We start from the raw sequence: 21,767 nt of genomic DNA on the forward strand, positions 1-21,767 counted from the left end.
GGCGCACCTCGGTGGTGGTCTCGGCGCCGTCGGCGCCGCGGCCGGTGACGAGCAGGTCGAGGGTGACAGCGCAGTCGGTGAGGACCTCGGCCAGCACCTCCACCTCGGCGGCGCAGCCGAGGGCGCCGCCGGCGACGAGCACGTCGCCCTCGCACACCAGCTGGTCCGCGCCCACCTCGGCGGCGGCTCCGGGCCGGTCGGTGAGGGCCACCTCGGTCAGCCCGTCGGGGCCCGAGAGCTGCAGCTCCAGCCGCAGGACCGGTGGTGCGGCGGCCTCCTCGGCGGCCACCAGCGCGGCCCGGGGCTCGACGCGGACGTCGCCGGGGGCGGCGACCGCCGGAGGCAGCCCCACCGCCAGCAGGGTCAGCCCGGCCAGCAGCGCCGGAGCCGTGCGAAGCACCTTCATGTCATCTCCCTCGACCAGCCCCGACGAACCGCGGTCATTGAATCACGGTTGGCCTGCCGTGAGGCGGGTCCTATCGTCGCGGCGTGATCTACCAGCACCCCCTGGCCTACCTCCTCGCGCTCGAGGGGCTGGCGCTGCTGCGTGGCTGGGCCGGCGACGTCGACCGCAGCTACGTCGAGGACCGGCTGGCCGAGGTGCGCCGGCTGCTGGCCGACGAGACCCTCGGCGGGCTCGACGGGGTGGAGGTGGCCCGCGGCACCGCCGCCCGCGGCTACCAGCAGTGGGCGGACCACTACGACGACCCGGGCAACGGGCTGTTCGAGCTCGACGAGTCGGTGCTGCTGCCGCTGCTGGCCGAGCTCCCGGCCGGGGACGCCCTCGACGCCGCCTGCGGCACCGGCCGCCTCACCCGCCACCTGGCGGCCCGCCACCGGGTCGTCGGGGTCGACAGCTCCCCCGACATGCTGCGGCGGGCCGCGGCCCGGCTGCCGGGCGTCGACCTGCGTCTCGGCGAGCTGGACCGGCTGCCCGTGGCCGACGACGCCGTCGACCTGGTGGCCAGCACCCTGGCGCTGTCCCACGTCGGCGACCTCGCCGCCGTGATGGCCGAGTTCGCCCGGGTGCTGCGACCGGGCGGGGACCTGCTGGTCTCCGACGTCCACCACGAGCTGGTGCTGCGGGGCTCGGTGGTGCACGCCCTCGGTCCGGACGGCGAGCCCGGGCTGGTGCCCACCTACCGCCACACGCCCGGCGACTTCCTCCGCGCCGCGCTCCCCGCCGGGTTCCGGGTGCTGGCCTGCGAGGAGCCCCGGCCGGCCCGGGCCGAGGAGGGCACGGTCGCACCGGCGACCGAGCCGGGCGGCTGGCACGACTGGCCGTGGTCGCTGATGGCGATGGTGCCCGAGGCGAGCCGGATCGCCTGGGACGTCCCCTCGGTCGTCGTGTGGCACTTCCGACTGGACCGGTGAGTGGGCAGATCTGCTCCGTTGGGCCGCGGGACACCGCGCCGCCGTGACAGATTGGCCCCATGGACCTGCGCCTCACGGAGACGTCGGTGACCGAGGACGGTCAGGTGACGACCGTCCGCTTCTGCTGGGCGGGCACCGTCCCCACCGCCGGCGCCTCGGTGCTGTGGTCGGTGGTGGTCCGCAGCGGGCGCAAGGCGCTGCAGCTGGGCTGCACCTTCGTCGACGGCGAGCTGGTCGGGCAGTTCGTCTTCGACCACACGGCCGTGCGGCAGATCAACCTGACGCCGCGGGTCAGGAGCGACGTGGACGACGGCGAGCTGCTGCTGGTCTTCACCGACCTGGTGCTCTCCGACCACCTGGGTCCGGACTACACCGCGACCGGCCACCTGTCGGTGTCGATGGAGCTGACCGCACCGGGCACGGTGCGGATGCTGGCGGAGGGGGCCGCCTGAGGGCACGCGTCCCGGCGGGCCGTCAGAGCCAGCGGCGGGTCTTGAACACCAGGTACAGCACCAGGCCGGTGAGCACCATGCCGACCAGGGCCAGCGGGTAGCCGAACCGCCAGCCGAGCTCGGGCATGTGGTCGAAGTTCATGCCGTAGATGGTCCCCACCAGGGTGGGGGCGAACAGGATGGCCGCCCAGGCCGAGATCCGCTTGACCTCCTCGTTCTGGGCCAGGCTGGCCTCGGTGAGGTGCTGCATCACCTCGTTCTGACGCTGGCCGACGAGGGTCGCGTGAACGCTGAGGGCGTTCTCCAGCAGGGCCCGGAAGGAGTCGACCCGGTCCACGATGCGCAGCACGTGGTCCTGCACGTCGCGGACGCTGCGGCGCAGCTCCAGGTCGACCTGGTACTTGTCGAAGCCGCCCTCGAGGGCCTGCAGCATCTGCACCAGCGGCCGGCTGGTGCGCTGGAACTGGATGACCTCCCGGCACAGCTCGTAGATGCGCCGCGACACGGCCGGGTCGCCGTCGAAGAGCTGGTCCTCGATCTCGTCGATGTCGTTCTCCAGGCCGGCGATGACGGGCTCGTAGCCGTCGACGATCTCGTCGAAGATCGCGTAGAGCACCGCCTCCGGGCCCAGCCGCAGCAGCGCCTGGTTGCCCTCCAGCCGACGACGCACCTTGGCCAGGTCGGGCGACTCGGCGTGACGGACGGTCACCACGAAGTCGCGGCCGACGAAGACGTGGAGCTCGCCGAACTCCACCCGCTCGACGTCGTCCAGGTAGCGGGCCGGGCGCAGGACGGTGAACAGCACGTCGCCGTAGCGCTCCAGCTTGGGCCGCTGGTGGGCGCTGACCGCGTCCTCGATCGCCAGCGGGTGCAGCCCGAACTCCTCGGCCACCGGCGCCAGCTGCTCGGCGTCCGGGCGGTACAGCCCGATCCAGGCCATCCCGTGGCACTCACGCATCCGCTCGTAGGTGTCGTCGAGCGTCAGCGGCTCGTCCACCCGCACGCCGTCGACGTAGATGGCGTTGTCGACCACGCAGGCCTCGGGGTCGCCCGGGCGGGCCGGGTCGCGGGGGACCACCGGCTCCCCGGGACGGGCGTCCTCCCCCACGGCCGGGGAGCCGGGAGCGGGCGGGCGGCGGTCACGCAGGAAGGACATGGGACTCCCGGGGGGTCGACGGCGCCACCTGGGCGTCAGGTCTGGCGGGACGGCTGTTCGGTGCGGCTCTGACCGGCGCGGCTCCGGTGGTGCCACCGGCACTGTATCCGGCCCCCGCGGCCTCAGACGTCGAGCAGGACGTCCACCATCTGCACCATGGTCCGCAGACCTCGCGCGCTCCGCTCCCCCAGCCCGCGGGCGACCGCCCGCTCGTGCCGGTCCCGCCAGTAGGCCAGGAACACCAGCAGCGAGACGGCCACCTGGGCGTTCCAGGGCAGCGCGCCCGCGGCCGCCATCGCCGCGGTCAGCCCGGGCGGGGCGGTGGTGCGGACGGTGCTGGCCACCGGGTCGGGGCTGCTGCGCAGCACCTTGGCCACGTCGTGGGTGAGGTGCCGGTGCCCGGCGAACTCCCAGTCGAGCAGCACGAGCCGGCCGTCGCCGGTGCGCAGCAGGTTGCCCACGCCGGGGTCGCCGTGGCTGAGCCCCATGGTCATCGGCCTCGGGTCGGCCAGCACCCGCCGCACCCGTGCGGCGAGGTGGGTGCGGTCGAGCTCCTCGGGCCACACCTGCCCGGAGGTGTCGCTGCTGAGCCCGGCGAAGCCCGCCAGCGCGGCGGCCCGCTGGCTGGCCCGCAGCGGGACGTGGCGGGTCCCCAGCCGGCTCCAGCCCTCCCCCAGCAGCTCGAGCACCTCGGCCACCACCTGCTCGTTCTCACGGGCGGGGACGACCGTGGCGTCCACCAGCTCCTCCAGGGCCCAGTCCGCGGTGACGCCCTCCCCCAGCCCCTCGGCGACGGTGCCGGCGGCGAGCACCCGGGGCACGACGAAGGGGATCCGGCCGCGGGCGCGGCGCTGCACCCGGGCACCGTTGAGCAGCGGGCTCTCCTGCCCGGGCTCGCGGCGCTGCTGGGCCACCAGCGTGGTCGCCTGCCCCGGTTCGGGGTGGAGGTAGAAGCTGCGGAAGCGGAACTGGGCACTGCTGCGCCGGGCGCCCAGCAGCACCACATCGGCCCGTGAGCGTGCGGTCTCGCTGCCGGTGACGGGGTCGTCGAGCAGGCTCTGCCCGCTCCAGCGGTCGACCAGCAGCCGGCGGGCGAGGTCCACCCGCTCGGGGGGCAGCGGGTGCGCCGCCACCACCCGGCCGTGGTCGCGGTAGCTGCGGCTGCGGGCGCCGACCAGGGCGCGGAGCCGTGCCGCCCGGCTGCCCTGACGACGCTCCACCGCGGCCGTCCACAGCAGCGCGCGGGCGGCGTCGGAGGGGGCTGCAGGCGTGGGCACACCTCGTCCTAGCAGCGCGCGCCGCCGTCGGGTGGCGGCTTAGGGATGCGTTAGGGCTGGCTTCGGCAGGTGATCACCGCCAGCCGCGGCCCGCGGGTCAGTCGTCGCAGTCGGCGAGGCCGCGCTCGGCCTTGAGGGCGAGCACCCGGGTGACGTGCCCGGGCAGCTCGGCGGCGAGCTCGCGGTCCTGCTCGGCGGCGTCGAGGACGCCGCCCACCATCTCGTCGGTCAGCGCGGGGTCGGCGGTGATGACGAGGTCGCCGCCGGCGCTCAGGAAGTCGAGCAGCCGGCGCTCGGGGTCGACGTCGGCCACGGCCTCGGCGACGCCGAGGTCGTCGCTGACGACCACGCCGTCGAAGCTCAGCTCGCCGCGCAGCAGGTCGGTGACGACCGCCTCGGAGAAGACGGCCTGGTGGTCGGGGTCGAGCCGGGTGTAGGTGGCGGTGGCCACCATCACGGAGTCGACCTCGGCCTCGACGGCAGCCCGGAAGCCGGCCAGCTCCTCGTCGCTGCCGGTGGTGGTGCGGTCGACCACGTCGGCGGTGAAGTCGGTGTTGCCGCGCACCTGGCCGAGCCCGGGGAAGTGCTTGACGCTGGTGGCCACGCCCGCCTCGTCCATGCCCTCGACGAACGCCGCGACCCGGGAGGCGACGGTGCCGGGGTCGGCGCCGTAGCCGCGGTCGAGCCGGCCGATCGGTTCGTTGACCTGCTCGAGCTCCTCGGGCACCAGGTCGGCGACCGGGGCCAGGTCGTAGTCGACGCCGGCCCGGCGCAGCTGCTCACCCCACGTCTCCGCCGCCTCCTCCAGCTCCTCCGGCGACAGCGCCGCCTGCTCGCGGGCGCTGGGGATGGTGTCGAAGCCGGGGCCCTGCAGACGCTGCACCAGCCCGCCCTCCTGGTCGGCGGCGAGCATGGTGGTGGTGCCCTCGGGCGCGCCGGCGGCGTCGCGCGCCTGCTCGGCGAGCCGGGCGACGGCGTCCACCCCGGCCTCGGTGTTCTGCAGCAGCAGCACCGAGCCCACGTGGTGCTCGGCCAGCACCTGCGCGGTCTGCGGGGCCAGGTCGGAGGTGGCGGGGACGCCGACCATGACCAGCTGGCCGACCTGCTCCTCCGGCGTCATCGACTCCGCCAGCGCACGGCAGGACCCGGGGGCCGGCGACGGGCTGGGCGGCGCGGCGGGAGTGGTCCCGGCGGAGCTGGTCGAGGCGGGGGTGGTCGCGGCGGGCGGCGACGGGGTCGGCGCGGCAGGACCGGTCGGCGACGGGCTGGGTGCGGGCGGCGCGGACGTCTGGGGCGTGGGCGCCGCGGTCTGCCCGTCGGGCGCGCAGGCCGTCAGCAGCGCAGCCGTCACCAGCCCGGCCAGCAGGGCCGACCGGACCGGAGCAGCGGGCCTCACTTCCTGCTCTGCGAGCGCCACAGGTCGATGCCGCCCTCGACCGCGTGCTGCTCGATCGCCGACAGCTCCTCCTCGGAGAAGTCGAGGTTGCTCGCGGCGGTGAGGCTGTCCTCGAGCTGGCGGACGCTGGAGGCGCCGATCAGCGCGGAGGTGACCCGCGGGTCGCGCAGCACCCAGGCGATGGCCATCTGGGCCAGGCTCTGGCCGCGCTGGGCGGCGATGTCGTTCATGGCGCGGATCCGGGCGAGGTTCTCCTCCGACAGCAGGCCGGTGTCGAGGGACTTGCCCTGGGCGGCGCGGGAGTCCTCGGGGATGCCGTCGAGGTAGCGGTTGGTGAGCATGCCCTGGGCCAGCGGGGAGAAGGCGATGATGCCCATCCCCTCCGCGTCCGTGGCCTCCAGCAGGTCGGGCTCGATCCAGCGGTTGAGCATCGAGTACGACGGCTGGTGGATGAGCAGCGGGGTGCCCAGCTCGCGGCAGATGGCGGCGGCCTCGCGGGTCCGCTCGGCCGAGTAGGAGGAGATGCCGACGTAGCGGGCCTTGCCCTGCCGGACGGCCGTGTCCAGCGCGGACATGGTCTCCTCCAGCGGCGTGTCCGGGTCGGGGCGGTGGTGGTAGAAGATGTCGACGTGGTCCAGCCGCATGCGGCGCAGGGACTGCTCGAGGGAGTCCAGCAGGTACTTGCGGGAGCCCAGGTCGCCGTAGGGGCCGGGCCACATGTCCCAGCCGGCCTTGGTGGAGATGATCAGCTCACCGCGCAGCGAGCGGAAGTCCTCGTCGAAGATGCGGCCGAAGTTGGTCTCGGCCGAGCCGTAGGGCGGGCCGTAGTTGTTGGCGAGGTCGAAGTGGGTCACGCCGAGGTCGAAGGCGCGGCGCAGCATATCGCGCATGGTCTGCAGCGGCTTGTCGTCGCCGAAGTTGTGCCACAGCCCCAACGAGATCGCCGGCAGCCGGATGCCGCTGCGGCCCACCCTGCGGTACGGCATCTGCTCGTAGCGGTCGGCGGCGGGGAGGTAGGTGTCGAGTTGGGGCATGGTCCGAGTCTAGGAGTGCGGCTCGCCGCGCCACCTGGCCGGGGTGGGAGCTCGGGGGCGGTCCTAGCCTGGAGGCCCGCCGCCGTCGGAGGAGGTCGACATGGCGACGATCACCGTGCCGCCGCGCCGGGTCCCCTGGCGCCTGCTCGCTGTCCTGGCGGCCCTGCTCGCCTGGGTGGTGGCCGGTGCGGTCCTGCTCGGGTCCCCGCGCGTCGACGCCGTCGAACCCGTCGACGCCCTGCTGGTGCTGGCGCCGGCCGACGCGCGGCTCGACGACGCCGCTGCGCTGATGGACGCCGGCGCGGCCGGAACCCTGGTGCTCAGCACCCCCGGCTCCGACGAGTCCTCCGCCGGCGCCCGGGCGTGCCGGGAGCGGCGGTCGTACCCGGTGGTGTGCCTGCACCCGGACCCCAGGACCACCCAGGGCGAGGCGCAGGCCTTCGCCGAGCTGGCCGGTGGGCGTGGCTGGGACTCCGTGGCGGTGCTGACCCAGCGGACCCACCTGGGCCGGGCGGGCATCCTGGTGCGCCGCTGCTTCGACGGCGGGGTGCTGCAGTGGGTCACCAGCGAGGAGCTGCCGGCGTCGCGGTGGGCCACCCGCCTCGTCTACGAGACGGGCGCCTGGGTCAAGATGGCCGTGACACCCGGCTGCTACCAGGAGAACGGCTTGTTCGTCCCCGACCGGTGATGCAGGGGTCTCCCGTTCCTGGCCACCGCCAAGACGTCGACGGTCCAGGCGAGCGGAACAGTCTGGCGACTCCTATCAAGCTCCCCGACTTGTCGCGTGGTGAGTGGCTGGCTCACTCTTCTCAACGTATTGTTCCTGCGCGATTGCCCCTCGAGAGGACGTTGCGTGACCAGCACGCCCCTGATGACTCCCGCCGCCGAAGCTGCTGAAGCCGGTCCTCGCCGACCCGCCGCCCCGACCACGGGACACCGGGCCGATATCCAGGGCCTGCGGGCGGTCGCGGTCCTGCTGGTGCTGGCCTACCACGCCGGAGTCCCCGGCATCACCGGCGGTTTCGTCGGAGTCGACGTGTTCTTCGTCATCTCCGGCTTCCTCATCACCGGCCTCATCGTCCGAGAGGTCGAGCGCACCGGTCGACTCAGCTTCCGCCGCTTCTACGCCCGCCGCATCCGCCGGCTGCTCCCCGCGACCGCGGTCGTCCTGCTCGCCACGGCCCTGGCCACGGCGGTCGCCCTCCCGGTCACACGCTGGGAGTCGGTGCTGCGCGACATCGCCGCCTCGGCGCTCTACGTCGTGAACTGGCGCCTCGCCGCCCAGAGCGTGGACTACCTCGCTTCGGAGCAGGCGAGCAGCCCGGTGCAGCACTTCTGGTCCCTCGCTGTGGAGGAGCAGTTCTACGTCGTCTGGCCGTTGGTCATCGTCGCCTTCATCGCCCTGCACCGCCGCCTCGGCTGGACGCTCCGCCGGGCCCTCGCCGTCGGGCTCGCCCTCATCGCGGTCCCCTCACTGCTCTGGTCGGCCTACTACACCGCCACCTCCCCGGCTCAGGCCTACTTCGTCACCACCACCCGCCTCTGGGAGCTCGCCGTCGGGGCCTTTCTTGTCCTCGTCCTGCATCGGGTGAGCGCGCTACCGACCCCGGTGCTGAGGATCGTCGGGTGGGGTGGTCTCGTCGGCATCGCAAGCTCGGCCCTCCTCTACACCACCGCCACACCCTTCCCGGGCCTGGCCGCACTGCTCCCCGTTCTCTCCACCGCTGCCGTTCTTGCCGCCGGCTCCGTCCCGCACGCCGGCGGCGCCGCATGGTTTCTCAGCTGGCAGCCGATGCGTCAGATCGGCGACCTCTCCTACTCCCTGTACCTGTGGCACTGGCCCTTCGTCGTGGCAGGCACCGCCGTCTTCGGCGGCGAGGACGGCCAGATCTGGTGGGTCGTCGGAGTCCTGCTGGTGTGCACGTCCGTGGTCCCTGCCTGGTTCACCTACGTCGTCGTCGAGCGACCAATCCACACCTCCCGGCCCTTCCTACGCGGACGCGCCGTCCTGGCCACCCTCCTCGTCTGCACCCTGCTGCCCATCGGCGCCGCTGCTGCCCTGCAGAACAGCCTCGACCGTCGCATCGAAGCTGCTGCCGATCGCGGCGGAGGCGGGGGGGCCTTCGGCGCGGCCGCCCTCGGCGATGACCCAACCACTTCACCCGCCGGCGAGGTACCTCAGGAACTCGGGACCACCACACCCGACATCACCGTTGCAGCGAAGGACAACGCTGCCGTGTACACGGACGGCTGTCACCAGGACCAGGAGCACAGCGAGCCCCTGTCCTGCACCTACGGGACACCGGGAGCCGACATCAAGGTCGCCCTCGTCGGTGATTCCCACGCCGCCCAGTGGCAGCCCACGTTGTCGGCACTGGCGGAGAGGCGGGGCTGGCAGGTTGACACCTACACCAAGTCAGCCTGCTCGTTCTTCGACGTCGATGTCCTCCTCGGGGACCCGCCGACCCGGTACACCTCCTGCTCCGAATGGAACCAGGCCGTTACTCAGGTGCTGCGTTCCTCCAACTACGACATCGTCTTCACCAGCGGCAGCAACCAGTACAAGATCGATGAGGACGGCCTTGTACTAAGCGGCGAAGCCGCCGACGACGCCTTGGCCGCGTCGTACGCGCGGAGCTGGTTGCCACTCGTCGAAGCCGGTATCGAAGTGGTCGCGCTCGCCAACACGCCTTGGGTCGGCATCGACGTTCCAGACTGCCTAGCAGCCAACCCGTCGGACGTCGCTAGCTGCGCGGCGGAGCGCAAGGACGCTCTTGACACCGCTGGCACCGAGCAAGCTCGAGCGACTGAACTGGCGCCTGCCGCTCATCTAGTAGACCTCAACGCATGGATCTGTCCCCGAGAGCAGTGTTCGCCCGTCATCGGTGGCGTCATTACGTACCGCGACTCGCATCACATCACGGCAACTTACGCCCGGACGTTGGCACCCGTCCTTCAGGCGCAACTCGAGGCCAAGGGGCTGATCAAGTGAAGCGCGGGCACCGCGGTGCAGGGGCCCGGGCACCACGCTGTTGACTACTCCTTCGCACATGGTCGTCCGGAGCACGGGCCGGCATGGGGGGCTCAGAGGTGTCGCTGTTCGCCGGCCATGCCGGTCACCCGAGGGCGACTCAGCCTGGTGCCCATGGCGGAGGCCGTCGCGTTGGAAGGATCGGCCTCGCTCATTGACTGACTTGGTGACGAATCGCTCGAGCGCCTGCTTTCGGGCTCGGCGAGGCAAGTACGGACCCATCAGCGTTTCGACGACCGCCCTCGGGCTGATGGGAAAACCCAAGTCGGTGAGTCAGCCCAAGGCCGGTTGAACCTGAACGTGCAGGGGATGCGCTGGGTGGCTCGGCCACTCGCCGAACACGTCGTGCCTCAGCGGTCGGTCCGAAGCAACCCACCCACGTCGGAACTCCAAACTGCCCCGCCGACCGTCGGCCGATCCTATCTGCAGCGTCGGGCTGGGCCACGTCACGAGCATGGCGTCGGCGCCATGGACGAGCATCAGATGCAGCTCCTCGAGCAGGAGGGGCGCGACAGCTTGATCGACGGAGCCTAGGCTGACGACTCGGCGTCGCCGATCTCAACGAGGGAGGCTTCCACGGCCTCCCTGACGAACCGCGCCTCGGCCTCGCTGGCACACCGCCAGCGCGCTTCTGCCCCATAAAGAGCCGTCGCCACATACTGGCAGCGGCCGGGGTCGTAGGTCGACGCCGTAGGTTCCATAGAGTCGCCGGAGGTCGCGATGAGCACTTCAGCAACGGTCCAGCTCGTAGGGCGGGGGTCAGCGAACTGCAGAAGCTCCGGTGCTGCCACGACAACCGTCCTAGCACGCAGGGGATCGTCGCTCAGCACGAGATCCACGACTTGACTGTTGATCCAGTCGGCGACCTTGTCGACGAGCGGCACATCAACCCGCGCCGCTGCGCGATAGTCCTCCAACTGAGCCACTGCAACCCTTGATCCCTTGGCCGTCAGTCGATCGACCAACGCCATCGATCCCTCTGCTCGCTGTTCGTCCCGCCAGTCGCTCACGACGACTACGTCCCAAGGAGTGAGGTCTGTCGGCGACCCTGTCATCTTGCGAGGTGCTGGGAAATGCTGGTGGTCGCGATTGATCGTCCCGATGAACCCGTCGCAAGTACCACGCCGGAGTGTTTCGTGCCACCGCGTGTACTGCATCCGGTAGGCCCAGCGCGACCGGTGGCGCCACCCGGGGCGGAAGTCCCCAGTGGACAAGCTCTCCTGACCGACACGAACCACGGCCAGGACATCCCGCACCTCGATGAGGGAGCGCTTACCGAACACCGCTTGGATGCGATTCGCATACTCGGAATCGGCACCCTTCCGCACCGAGTCGAAGAATCCGATCCTCGCGGTAACTTTCCGACGATCGAACATGAGGGAAGACGCGTTCAGGCGCGGTCCGTGGTAGCCAACGCGCACGAAGCTGAGTTGCTCTGTTGCACGGATGCAGTAGGAGAGCGAGGCAACCACGCCCGACCCAGCCTGCATGGCCGCCACTTGCCGGGCTATGCGCTGCGGGTGCGCCCAGTCGTCGTCGTCATGGAATGTGACGTACTTGCCGGAGGCGACCGAAAGGGCGTAATTTCTGCAGCGGTACGTGCCACCATTCACCGCCATTCGTAGCACACGAATCCTGGAATCCTTCGAGGCTACGGCTTGGAGCACTCGGTCGGACGTCGCCGCGGAAGCATCGTCGACAACAATGATCTCAAGATTCGTGTACGACTGTCGCAGGATGGAGTCAATGGCTGAAAAGAGGTGCTCCGTCGGATTGTATACGGACACGACAACGGAGACGACGGGCCCGTCATCAACCGGTTGCCCGGAGGGAGCCCAAAGACCGTCGAAGGGCGTGCGAGCGTCGGGCAGCAAGCACAAACCCTTCATCGCGGTGGGGAGGTACTCGTGCAGACGTTCGAGCCAATCAGCCCACGACGCCTCCGGGTGGAAACTGGGGTTAGCACTGTCGAGACGATGGACGGCGGTGTCACAAGGAGGTAGGGCGGCTGACGAGAGGACGTGCCGCAGCTTCGTCGGCGCACTCATCGTGGTCAGGAGATCGAGGTAGACCAGCGCGTGCGCTCGCTGCATCTTGGACATCCCGCCAGTCCTGCGCACATGATCGAACATCTCGATCGCCGTTTGGCGATCGGTCTGCACTGATTCGTCGAGAACTCGGTCCTGTACGATCGAGCCCTGTAACGCCAAAACGTAGGCCAGAGAGGTGAGCGCCTCGACGTCGAGTTCCTGCTGCTTGACCTGTCGGAGCCATCGATCTGACCGCCAGCACTCGAGATCGAGCAACTCGTTGACGGGGACCCTGCCGCGCCCAGCCAGATAGGCCAACATCCTCCTGTGAGCCCTCGACTCGTTTCGCAGGGCCGTGCGCTCGAGCACCTTGAGGTCCAGCTCGTCGAACGCATGCACGAATCTTGCCAGCTCGTCGTCGGTCAACTCGACCTCCGGCACTGATCGCCGCAGATTCGAGGCGCCCACGCTAGTTGCCCATCGTGGACGCTGAGACGTCAGTGAGAACGACCTGTCGTCGTTCACTGTAAGGGAACTTCTTGATCCTCGGATTCCTGGCAATCCAGCGATCGACTACCCGACGCTCATCTTCGCGCCCAGCGTCGTCGAGGATCACCACCGCGTCAGCGGCCAATTGATTTTCCAGCAGTGGAAGTGCCGGGAAACGGGCCAAGTCACCGACGGCCTTCGGCGGCCCGTCGACGACGAGCACGTCAATGTCCTGGAGGTCGTTGGTTCCATGAGCCGAGTACCACACGCGCTCCTCACCATCCACCTGCCGGGTAACCAAGGGTGCATCAACCACTGTGGCCCATTCCTGCAGACCGTGCCGACGGATCATCGAGCGCACATGCTCGGCATATTCGGGTGCATGCTCGAGCGCAACAATTCTGCCGTGACCTAGCTGGCGTACTGCGTGCCCTAGCCACAAGGTGGACGTGCCGCTCCCGCACTCGACGACGAGCCCGGGACGGCGTTCACGCACCATCTCGGTCAGCATCAGGATCCCCGACGGGTTCATAGCCCAGCCACCAGACAGCGGCATCACTTCCTGCGGCTCATAGCGCCGCAGCAGCTGCAGAACCGCTTCAATCTCCTTCGCCGGCTCGTAGGCGACGCGGTTGAGCTCGCTGCGCGTGGACGCGACATCGCTCTGAAGGTTGCGCAGTGTCGACCCCATGCGAGCGAGGACCTGCATGTGGCTGCCGTCAGCCGACTCCCGCTCCGCCGCGGCTCGCGTCAACTCACCCATAACCAGGGCAACCTTGGCGTCGAGCATGCCTGCGATGCTTTCCTCTGACTGCGCCAGCCGCTCGTTGAGAGGGCTGAGGTCGGGTCGACGGCTGGCGTAGTTGATCTCAGAGAGCTGCTGCACGACAGCCGCCAGCTGGAGCTTGAACGTGGTGATCTCGTCGAGGCTCTGTTGTCCCGCCGCCTCGACCGTGCGACGCGCGGAGCGCATCTGGCTCCCGACACGGTCGTCTATGCCGTCCACCTCGACGAGAATCCGGTCCACGCGTCTAGTCACGACGTTGATCTTCGCCAGCAGGCGCGCGTCTTGGGAGCGTGCGTCAACGAGTGCAAATGCGACAAGCAGGACCAGGGTTGCCAGGACCGCACCGGCCACCGACCATGCCTCCCACAGTGACGCCGACACCGCGACCACCCACAGGACGCACGCAGCCGCCAGCAGAACCCACTGCCGTCGTGTCCAGCGGCGCACGATGCCTCCGTCCCGACCACGCGGCCGTTGGCGAGGTACCAGGGGCGGGGGCAGCACGGTCGCACCGAAATGTAGGGCAGGGCAGCGGTGATTGCTACATTCCGCGTCGTGACCGTCCCCCCGACCATGAGAGATCCCCGAGACGTGGACGTCCTCGACATCTCCGACCTGAGGTTCCCGGGCGGCACGTCGCACAGCGTGGCCGAGGAGATCCAGGCCCAGGCCGACGCCGGCTGGACCACGGGTCTGGTGCACCTGAACGGGCCGCTGGTGTCCAAGGTCCGCGCGGTGAACCCCCTGCTGCAGCAGCAGGTGCGCGCCGGTCGGGCCCGGTTGCTGCTGGGTCAGGAGCCGGTCCGGGCCAAGGTGGTCGTCGTGCGGCACCCGGGGGTGCTGCAGCACGCGGCCGAGCAGCTGCCGCCGGTGGTCACCGACAAGGTCGTGGTGGTGGCCAACGCCGCTCCCCTCGACATCGACGGCTACCGCCACTACGCCCCGGCGACCGTCCACCGGATTGCCGTCGAGCACTTCGGGGTCGAACCGGTGTGGGCGCCCATCGGGCCGCAGGTGCGTGCGTCCATCGCCGCCGAGGTGCCTGCGGGCCGGCTGCTGGCCGAGGACTGGGTCAACATCATCGACGTCGACGCCTGGCACACCCCGCGTCCGGACTGGAACGCCGACGTCCCCGTGATCGGCCGCCACAGCCGCAGCTCGCCGCAGAAGTGGCCGCGCGACCGGGCGGTGCTGGAGGCGGTCTACCCCACCGACGGCAGCATGCTGGTCAAGGTGCTGGGTGGCGCCGAGCCCGCGCAGGAGGTGCTCGGTCGCCCGCTGCCGCCCAGCTGGCACGTGCAGGCCTTCGGCGAGCAGGCGCCGCGGGACTTCCTGGCCGGCCTGGACTTCTTCGTCTACTACCACGACCCGCACTGGATCGAGGCGTTCGGGCGGACCATCCTCGAGGCGATGGCCAGCGGGGTCCCGGCCGTCCTCCCGCCGCACTTCCGCGAGCTGTTCGGCGACGCGGCCGTCTACGCCGAGCCGCACGAGGTCCGCTCGGTGATCACCCGGCTGCGTGCCGACCGCGGCGAGTGGGAGCGGGTGGCCGCCGAGGCCAGCCGGCTCACCCGGGAGCGCTTCGGCCGCGAGGCGCACGTGGCCCGCATCACCGCGCTGATCGGTCCACCCTCGCACGCCGCCATCCCCGGCCCCGTGCCGCAGAACCGCCCCGCCATCGTCGCCGGGCACGCAGACCCGGCACGCCGTCCGCGGGTGCTGCTGATCAGCAGCAACGGCGCCGGCATGGGGCACCTGACCCGGCTGCTCTCCTACGCACGTCGCTGCGAGCCGGACCTGGAGCCGCACTTCCTCTCGCTGTCCCAGGCCGTGGGCGTCGTCGGCTCCTTCGGCTACTCCTACGAGTACCTGCCCTCCACCGGGGCCACCAAGATGGCACCGCGCCGGTGGCACCCGCTGTTCGTGGAGCGTGTCGGCGAGACCATCGAGCGCATCGGCCCCGAGGTGGTGGTCTTCGACGGCACCTGGCCCTACGACGGCATCCCCCGGGTGCGCGAGCTCCACCCCGGCCCGCGGTGGGTGTGGTCGCGGCGCGGGCTGTGGAAGGCGGGCAAGAACGCCGAGCAGCTGGCCAAGGCCGCGTGGTTCGACCTGGTCGTCGAACCGGGAGACCTGGCCGGCGAGCTCGACCGCGGGGTCACCCGCGGGGCACCGTCGTCGCAGGTGGGCCCGGTCACCCTGCTCGACCCCGACGAGCTGACCTCCCGCGCCGAGGCGCGGGAGGCGCTCGGGCTCCCCCAGGAGCCGCGGCTGGCGCTGGTGTCCCTGGGCGCCGGCAACATCAACGACACCTCCGGCGAGGTGGGTGCGGCGACCGCCGCCCTGCGCTCGCTCGGCGTCGAGGTCTGCGTGACGCAGACCCAGATCGCGGGCAGCAGCCGGGTGCCCGACGACGTGCACACGGTGCGGCACTTCCCGCTGTCGCGGCACTACCGCGCCTTCGACCTGGCCGTCAGCGCCACCGGCTACAACTCCTTCCACGAGCTGCTGCGCTTCGGCGTCCCGAGCCTGTTCGTGCCCAACCTCAGCACCGCCCTGGACGACACCGCCGCCCGGTCCCGGTGGGCGGCCCAGCAGGGCTGGGCCCACGAGCTGCCGCAGGTCACGGTGCAGACCGCCACCCCGCTGCTGTCCGACCTGCTCGAACGGGGACCCGACATGGTGGCGCGTGCCGTCGCCGCCGACCCGGGCAACGGCGCACCGGCCGCCGCCCGGCTGATCACCGAGCTCGCTCTCGACCCGAGGACGCCATGAGCCACACCGACCCGCTGGTCCGAGCCGCCCGGCTGGCCCGCCGCGTCCCCGGGTACCGACGCGCCCGCCGGGCGGTCGTCCCCCGGCTCCGGAGGAGCAGCCTCCTCCGCACGCTGGCCCACCGGCTGTGGGCGGTGAGGAAGAGCGACCGCCGCGGCGGCGTCGCCAGCAGCGACATCACCGCCGGGTCGCTGCTCGGCGGGGTCGGCACCGAGAACCTCCCCGTGCTGGGGATCCTGGCGCTCGGCGTCCCGGCCGAGGCGCTGACGGAGGTGGTCGACGAGGTCGCGCAGGAGCAGCTGCTGCAGGCGTCCTTCCGGCCGGTCTTCGTGGTCGACCAGCCGGCCTTCGCCGTCACCCGCCGCTTCTCCTACGTCACCGAGCTGGTGCTCCCCCGCGACGGATGGGTGGACGAGGCACCGTGGCTGGAGTACCTCGCCCGTCGGCTGGACTCGGTGCAGGAGACCTACGGCGTCAGCAGCTGGCTGCGGGTGCCGCCCGGCGGGCTGGACGACGTGGCGCTGGCCCAGCTGCGTTCGGCCTGCTGAGCGGGAAAATCGGGCCGAACTGCCGGTTGTACCCGCAGGTCGGCTGGCCATGCACCTCCGGCCGCCCTAATGTGACGCCTGGCGAGCAGGATCAGCCGAGGCGACCGTTCACCCGAAGGTGGGTTGCGTGTCTCCCGGAGTTCACCGCTCACCCCTTCGATGAAGCTGAGCTCGACGCGACCGGTGTCGGGCCACGAAACCAGGAGGCCCAGTGGGCGGCAACATCGCCATCATCGGCCAGGGGTACGTGGGTCTTCCCCTGGCCCGCGAGGCGGCCCGTGCCGGGCACACCGTGCTGGGGCTGGACATCAGCGAGCGGGTCACCACGGCCCTCAACGCCGGGCGCAGCCACGTGGACGACCTCTCCGACGCCGACGTCGCGGAGATGATCTCGCTCGGCTACCGCGCCTCGACCGACTTCACCGAGCTCAAGGGCGTCGACACGGTCGTCATCTGCGTCCCCACCCCGCTGTCCAAGGACGGCGGCCCCGACCTCGGCCCGGTGCTCGACGCCGCCAGCCGCGTGGGTGAGAACCTGCAGCCCGGGATGCTCGTCGTGCTGGAGTCCACCACCTACCCCGGGACCACCGACGAGGAGGTCCGCCCGCTGCTGGAGGTCAACGGCCTCGTGGCCGGCCAGGACTTCCACCTCGCCTTCTCGCCGGAGCGGATCGACCCGGGCAACGCCACGTTCGGCCCCAAGAACACCCCCAAGGTCGTCGGCGGGCACACCCCCGCCTGCACCGAGGCCGCCGCCCGCTTCTACGGCTCCTTCGTCGACACCGTGGTGCGGACCAAGGGCACCCGCGAGGCCGAGATGGCCAAGCTGCTCGAGAACACCTACCGCCACATCAACATCGCCCTGGTCAACGAGATGGCGCGGTTCTGCCACGAGCTCGAGATCGACCTGTGGGACGTCATCGACGCGGCCGCCACCAAGCCGTTCGGCTTTCAGGCCTTCCGGCCCGGTCCCGGCGTCGGCGGGCACTGCATCCCGATCGACCCCAACTACCTCTCCCACAACGTGCAGGCGCGGCTGGGCTACCCGTTCCGCTTCGTCGAGCTGGCGCAGGAGATCAACGCCACCATGCCGGCTTACGTGGCCCGGCGGGTGCAGGACCTGCTGAACTGCGACGGCCTGGCCCTCAACGGCGCCAAGGTGCTGCTGCTCGGCGTCACCTACAAGCCGAACATCGCCGACACCCGCGAGTCGCCGGCCGACCCGCTGGCCAAGGTGCTGCTCAGCCGCGGCGCGGACCTGCGCTTCCACGACCCGTTCGTGGAGTCCTGGTCGCCCAACAAGGTGTCCGTCCCCGCCGCCGGCGAGCTGACGCAGGCCCTGGCCGAGGCCGACGTGTGCGTGCTGCTGCAGGACCACCGCGCCTACGACCTGTCCGTGCTCGCCGCCAGCGGCACCCGGATCCTGGACACCCGCGGCGTGCTGAGGCCCAGCGAGTCGGTCGAGCGGCTCTGAGCCGACCATGAGCAGCCTCACCGACCAGCACCCGCGCCGCTCGGCGCTGGTGGTGACGGTGGTGCACGACCCGCGGGACGCCCGCATCTGGTTCCGCCAGATCCACGCCCTGCTGCAGGCCGGCTGGGAGGTCACCTACGCCGCGCCCTTCTCCGAGGTGGCCGACGTCTCGATCGACGGCCTGCCCCCGGACCAGCAGTCGCGGCTGCGGCTCATCGACCTGCCCCGGGCCCACGCCCGCCGGCGGATGACGGCCGCCTGGAACGCCCGCCGGCTGCTGCGCGCCGAGGGTCCCCGTCACGACGTCGTGCTGGTCCACGACCCGGAGCTGCTGCTGGCCGGGACCGGCCTCGACCTGCCCAACCTGGTCTGGGACGTCCACGAGGACCCCGCCGCCGCGCTGGGCGTCAAGGCCTGGCTGCCCCGGCCGCTGCGCGGCCCGGTCGCCGAGGGCTGGCGGATGGTCGAGCGGGTCGCCGAGGACCGGGTGGCGATGATCCTGGCCGAGCGCAGCTACCAGGAGCGCTTCCGCCGCAAGCACCCGGTGGTGGTCAACGCCGTCACCGTCCCGCCCGACCACGAGCCCAGCACCGGGGACCGGGTCGTCCACCTGGGCGCGGTCACCACCGTGCGCGGCGGCGACCTGCTGCCGGCCATCGGCCGGGGCATCCGCGAGGCCACCGCCGGCCGCGTCACCCTCGAGGTGATCGGCCCCAGCCACGAGCTCGCGCTGCGCCACCACCTGCGCCGCGCCCACGAGGACGGCGACCTGGTCTGGCACGGCTTCCTGCCCAGCGACCAGGCCCTGGCCCGCGTCAGCGGCTCCATGGCCGGGCTCACCCTGCTCAACGACGTCCCGAACTACCACGGCTCGCTGCCCACCAAGGTGGTGGAGTACTGCGCCCTCGGGGTCCCGGTGATCACCACCCCGCTCCCCCTGGCCGCCGAGCTGGTCCGCCAGCACGGGGTCGGCGTGGTGGTCCCCTTCGCCGACCCGACCTCGGTGGTCGAGCAGGTCGTCGCCCTGGCCGCCGACCCCGAGCGGGTGGCCACCATGGGCCGGCGCGGGCACCGGCTGGCCCAGGAGCACCACGACTGGAACCACTGGTCCAGCGTCTTCGTCCACCAGCTCGAGGGGTTCGCGCGCCGGTTCCCCGCCCCCCGCAGATCGCAGCTCGAGCTCACCGACGCGGGGCGCTGACCAGGCTGCACCGTGCAGGCACTGGTCAACGGCGACGCACTGGTCCTAGTTTCGGAGCATGAAGGGCTCTGGCGGCGGTCGCCGCGGCGAGGTCTCGCCCCAGAACACCGGCACCATGCAGGGCAGGGACCTCCTCGCGGACCAGATGAGCACCCTGGCGCGCTCGCTGCAGGGCGAGCAGGATCCGGACCAGCTCGCCGCAGACCTGGTGGCGGCCGCCCTCGAGCTGATCCCCGGAGCCGAGGAGGGTTCCATCAGCCGCATCTACGGCCGCCGCAAGGTGAGGTCGCTGGCCCCGTCGAGCGATCTCGCCCGCCACATCGACACGCTGCAGGAGGAGCTCGGCGAGGGGCCGTGCCTCGACGCCGCCTTCCAGCAGGAGACCGTCCGGGTGCCCGACCTCGCCGCGGAGGACCGCTGGCCGCGGTTCGCCGCCCGCGCGAACGCGGCGGGCGCGGCCAGCATGCTCACCCTGCAGCTCTACGTGGAGGGCGACAACCTGGGCGCGCTCAACCTGTACAGCACCCGTGCCCACGCCTTCGGCGACGAGTCCGAGCACGTGGGGCTCTACGTCGCCAGCCACGCCGCCATCGCGTTCGCCGACGCGCAGCTGGTGCAGGACCTCAGGCGCGGGCTGGCCAACCGGGACATCATCGGTCAGGCCAAGGGCATCCTGATGGAGCGCTTCGGCATCACCGCCGAGCAGGCGTTCAGGCTCCTCGTCCGGGTCAGCCAGCAGGACAACCGCAAGCTGCGCGACGTCGCGGAGGAGCTGACCCGCACGAGGCGGACCCCCGGGGCGCCGCAGGAGCCCTGACCGCGCGGACCGGTCCTGGATGGCTCGTCCTGGATGGAGGGGTCTGGACGTCGCGGGCCTGAAAGGGAGCGAGCGCCTGCGCTCGGTGCTGAACGACAGGCGCTCTGGGCGACCGGTGCGGGCGCCCCCACCGGATCGCCTGGCCCCTTCATACCCAATCGCCCGGCGAGGCCACGAACCGGGTCTCCCGCGAGGGCTCGGACCCCTGTCGCGACGGCCGCAGGTCCGGCACGATGGGGCGATGACACCGTCCACGCCGAGGATCGTCCAGGTCGTCCTCGATGCCCCCGACGCCCGCGGGCTCGCCGAGTTCTACCGGGAGCTGTTCGCGCTGGAGTACCGCGAGTCCGACGTCCCGCCGCCGGCCGGGGAGCCGGACCCCCGGGGCGAGGACTGGCTGGTGCTGCGCAACCCGCACGGCGGACCGCAGCTGGCCTTCCAGCGCACCGAGGGGGTGCGCCCCTCGACCTGGCCCGAGGCCGAGGTGCCGCAGATGCTGCACCTCGACACCGTCGTCGGCAGCCGTGAGGAGCTGGAGCAGCAGAAGGAGCGGGCACTGCAGCTCGGCGCGACCCTGCGGCTGGACCGCACCGACGACGAGGAGGAGCCGCTGTACGTCTTCGCCGACCCCGCCGGGCACCCGTTCTGCATCTTCGTCGGCTGACACGGCCGGCCGGTCGGCCGGCCCGCCCCGCGCGTTCCGTTCGCGCTCACGTGCGGTCACCACGTACGATCCCCCTGCCGGCACACACCGACTCGAGGAGGCGATCCGAGTGCCTCTGCGACGTCTGGGAGCCGACGAGGCCTTCCGCGCCGACCCCACCCCCAAGGTGGTGGTGGACACCGGCTTCGTCATCCGCGCGGTGAACCCCGCCTACACCAGGGTCAGCGGCCGGGAGGCCGACGAGCTGCTGTCGGTGCCCCTGTTCGAGGCGTTCCCCGACAACCCCGACGACCCGCACGCCGACGGCGTCGCCCGCGTGACCGCCTCCTTCGAGCGCGTGCTGCGGACCCGCAACGAGCACAACATGGTGATCCAGCGCTACGACGTGGCCGACGCGACCGGGCGGTTCGTGCCCCGGCACTGGGTGCCCGTGAACTCCCCGATCATGCTCGGCGACGACATCATCGGCATCGTCCAGCAGGCCAAGGACGTCACCGTGCTGCGCTCCGACGTGCTCGTGGCCATGGAGCAGTACCGCGACATGCTGACCCGCAGCGCGGTGCGCACCCAGGACGAGGAGGACCACCGCTCGATGGTCGACGCCTACACCGAGGCGCTCGCCCAGTTCAACACGCTGGCCGACGAGGTCGGCCAGCTGCGGGAGGCCCTCACCACCCGGGCGACCATCGAGCAGGCCAAGGGGATGGTCATGCTGAGCCGGGGCTGCGGTCCGGAGGAGGCCTTCGACGTGCTCCGGCGAATCTCGCAGAACACCAACGTCCGGCTGGCCGACGTCGCCGCCACCATCATCCGTCAGCTGCAGGCTGCGCCGGCCGCCCTGCGGGCCTGACCTGAAGGCTTTCGACCTCTGTCGAAGGGCTGGTCCGGACGGGCGGTGTGGCCGAGGCTTCGAGCACCGGCCCCGACCGCAGGGCCACGCACCGCAGGGAGAGAGCACCATGTCGTTCCAGGCCTACCTCGACGCCGTCGAGACCAAGACCGGCCGCACCCCCCGCCAGATCCTCGACCTGGCGGCCGAGCGCGGCTTCACCGCCGACTCCAGGGCCGGGGAGGTGCTGGAGTGGCTGAAGTCGGAGTTCGGGCTGGGCCGCGGGCACGGGATGGCGCTGGTGCACGTGCTGCGCAACGGCCCGGTGATCGGCGACCGTCACGTCGGCTCGACCGGCAGCCACCGTGACGAGTCCACCGAGCTCTGGCTCGACGGTGCGGCGGCCCGGGAGGCGGACCGCCCGAACGGCTGA

Annotated in this window: 19 protein-coding genes (1 of these 19 running past the window's edge); 12 read left to right on the top strand and 7 right to left on the bottom strand. The window is 71.4% G+C overall.

Annotation, left to right across the window (positions count from 1 at the left end; all coding sequences use genetic code 11):
• Nucleotides 1-155 carry the beginning of a M15 family metallopeptidase gene (locus tag GC722_RS18745; protein WP_156611958.1) on the bottom strand. The gene continues 1,369 nt to the left of window position 1, outside the view, so only the first 155 of its 1,524 coding nucleotides appear in the window; the start codon lies at nt 153-155; its stop codon lies beyond the left edge, outside the window.
• Between the two features lie 334 nt (nt 156-489).
• On the opposite strand from GC722_RS18745, the gene GC722_RS18750 reads away from it, so the two are divergent.
• Together GC722_RS18750 and GC722_RS17270 are read left to right on the top strand one after the other, a co-directional pair.
• Nucleotides 490-1,374, top strand: coding sequence for a class I SAM-dependent methyltransferase (locus GC722_RS18750; protein WP_197430251.1), 885 nt, complete (start codon nt 490-492; stop codon nt 1,372-1,374).
• Between the two features lie 59 nt (nt 1,375-1,433).
• Nucleotides 1,434-1,826, top strand: a complete 393-nt coding sequence (locus tag GC722_RS17270) for a hypothetical protein (protein WP_156611959.1) — start codon at nt 1,434-1,436, stop codon at nt 1,824-1,826.
• A gap of 22 nt (nt 1,827-1,848) precedes the next feature.
• On the opposite strand, the gene GC722_RS17275 is transcribed toward GC722_RS17270, so the two are convergent.
• The 4 genes from GC722_RS17275 to mgrA all read right to left on the bottom strand — a co-directional run bounded on the left by GC722_RS17275 (nt 1,849) and on the right by mgrA (nt 6,689).
• Nucleotides 1,849-2,982, bottom strand: a complete 1,134-nt coding sequence (locus tag GC722_RS17275) for a magnesium and cobalt transport protein CorA (protein ID WP_156611960.1) — start codon at nt 2,980-2,982, stop codon at nt 1,849-1,851.
• A 122-nt stretch (nt 2,983-3,104) separates the two neighbouring features.
• Nucleotides 3,105-4,259 carry an aminoglycoside phosphotransferase family protein gene (locus tag GC722_RS17280; protein ID WP_197430252.1) on the bottom strand — a complete coding sequence of 385 codons (1,155 nt, stop codon included), beginning with the start codon at nt 4,257-4,259 and terminating at the stop codon, nt 3,105-3,107.
• 97 nt (nt 4,260-4,356) lie between these two features.
• Nucleotides 4,357-5,655: a glycoside hydrolase family 3 N-terminal domain-containing protein gene (locus GC722_RS17285; protein ID WP_156611962.1), complete on the bottom strand. Its 1,299-nt coding sequence runs from the start codon at nt 5,653-5,655 to the stop codon at nt 4,357-4,359.
• Nucleotides 5,652-6,689, bottom strand: coding sequence for an L-glyceraldehyde 3-phosphate reductase (mgrA, locus tag GC722_RS17290; RefSeq protein WP_156611963.1), 1,038 nt, complete (start codon nt 6,687-6,689; stop codon nt 5,652-5,654). The genes GC722_RS17285 and mgrA overlap by 4 nt, the downstream gene beginning before the upstream one ends.
• Before the next feature lie 100 nt (nt 6,690-6,789).
• Between mgrA and GC722_RS17295 the strand changes: the two genes are divergently transcribed.
• A complete protein-coding gene (locus tag GC722_RS17295; protein ID WP_156611964.1) occupies nt 6,790-7,377 on the top strand; it encodes an ElyC/SanA/YdcF family protein in 588 nt (195 codons plus the stop codon).
• A 165-nt stretch (nt 7,378-7,542) separates the two neighbouring features.
• Entirely contained in the window at nt 7,543-9,681 is a 2,139-nt protein-coding gene (locus tag GC722_RS17300) for an acyltransferase family protein (protein ID WP_156611965.1), read from the top strand.
• Between the two features lie 569 nt (nt 9,682-10,250).
• Here the strand turns inward: GC722_RS17300 and GC722_RS17305 are convergent.
• Together GC722_RS17305 and GC722_RS19425 are read right to left on the bottom strand one after the other, a co-directional pair.
• On the bottom strand, nt 10,251-12,176 hold the full coding sequence (locus tag GC722_RS17305) for a glycosyltransferase family 2 protein (RefSeq protein WP_156611966.1): 1,926 nt from the start codon (nt 12,174-12,176) through the stop codon (nt 10,251-10,253).
• Between the two features lie 43 nt (nt 12,177-12,219).
• On the bottom strand, nt 12,220-13,473 hold the full coding sequence (locus GC722_RS19425) for a class I SAM-dependent methyltransferase (RefSeq protein WP_156611967.1): 1,254 nt from the start codon (nt 13,471-13,473) through the stop codon (nt 12,220-12,222).
• A 108-nt stretch (nt 13,474-13,581) separates the two neighbouring features.
• Between GC722_RS19425 and GC722_RS17315 the strand changes: the two genes are divergently transcribed.
• From GC722_RS17315 to GC722_RS17350, 8 genes are all read left to right on the top strand, one after another.
• Nucleotides 13,582-15,801: a glycosyltransferase family protein gene (locus GC722_RS17315; RefSeq protein ID WP_156611968.1), complete on the top strand. Its 2,220-nt coding sequence runs from the start codon at nt 13,582-13,584 to the stop codon at nt 15,799-15,801.
• Nucleotides 15,798-16,349: a hypothetical protein gene (locus GC722_RS17320; RefSeq protein WP_156611969.1), complete on the top strand. Its 552-nt coding sequence runs from the start codon at nt 15,798-15,800 to the stop codon at nt 16,347-16,349. Before GC722_RS17315 ends, GC722_RS17320 begins: the two co-directional genes overlap by 4 nt.
• Nucleotides 16,350-16,560: 211 nt before the next feature.
• Complete coding sequence (locus GC722_RS17325) at nt 16,561-17,823, top strand: nucleotide sugar dehydrogenase (RefSeq protein ID WP_331715018.1); 1,263 nt, start codon at nt 16,561-16,563, stop codon at nt 17,821-17,823.
• Nucleotides 17,824-17,830: 7 nt separating this feature from the next.
• A complete protein-coding gene (locus GC722_RS17330) occupies nt 17,831-19,024 on the top strand; it encodes a glycosyltransferase family protein (RefSeq protein ID WP_156611970.1) in 1,194 nt (397 codons plus the stop codon).
• 58 nt (nt 19,025-19,082) lie between these two features.
• Nucleotides 19,083-19,841 carry a GAF and ANTAR domain-containing protein gene (locus tag GC722_RS17335; RefSeq protein ID WP_197430253.1) on the top strand — a complete coding sequence of 253 codons (759 nt, stop codon included), beginning with the start codon at nt 19,083-19,085 and terminating at the stop codon, nt 19,839-19,841.
• Nucleotides 19,842-20,082: 241 nt separating this feature from the next.
• Nucleotides 20,083-20,505, top strand: coding sequence for a VOC family protein (locus tag GC722_RS17340; RefSeq protein ID WP_156611971.1), 423 nt, complete (start codon nt 20,083-20,085; stop codon nt 20,503-20,505).
• A 109-nt stretch (nt 20,506-20,614) separates the two neighbouring features.
• Nucleotides 20,615-21,355: an ANTAR domain-containing protein gene (locus GC722_RS17345; protein ID WP_156611972.1), complete on the top strand. Its 741-nt coding sequence runs from the start codon at nt 20,615-20,617 to the stop codon at nt 21,353-21,355.
• Nucleotides 21,356-21,464: 109 nt separating this feature from the next.
• The gene (locus tag GC722_RS17350) at nt 21,465-21,767 is read left to right on the top strand and encodes a DUF4287 domain-containing protein (RefSeq protein WP_156611973.1); all 303 of its coding nucleotides are present in this window, start codon (nt 21,465-21,467) and stop codon (nt 21,765-21,767) included.

This window comes from Auraticoccus cholistanensis (assembly GCF_009742705.1).
GTDB classification, from domain to species: domain Bacteria; phylum Actinomycetota; class Actinomycetes; order Propionibacteriales; family Propionibacteriaceae; genus Auraticoccus; species Auraticoccus cholistanensis.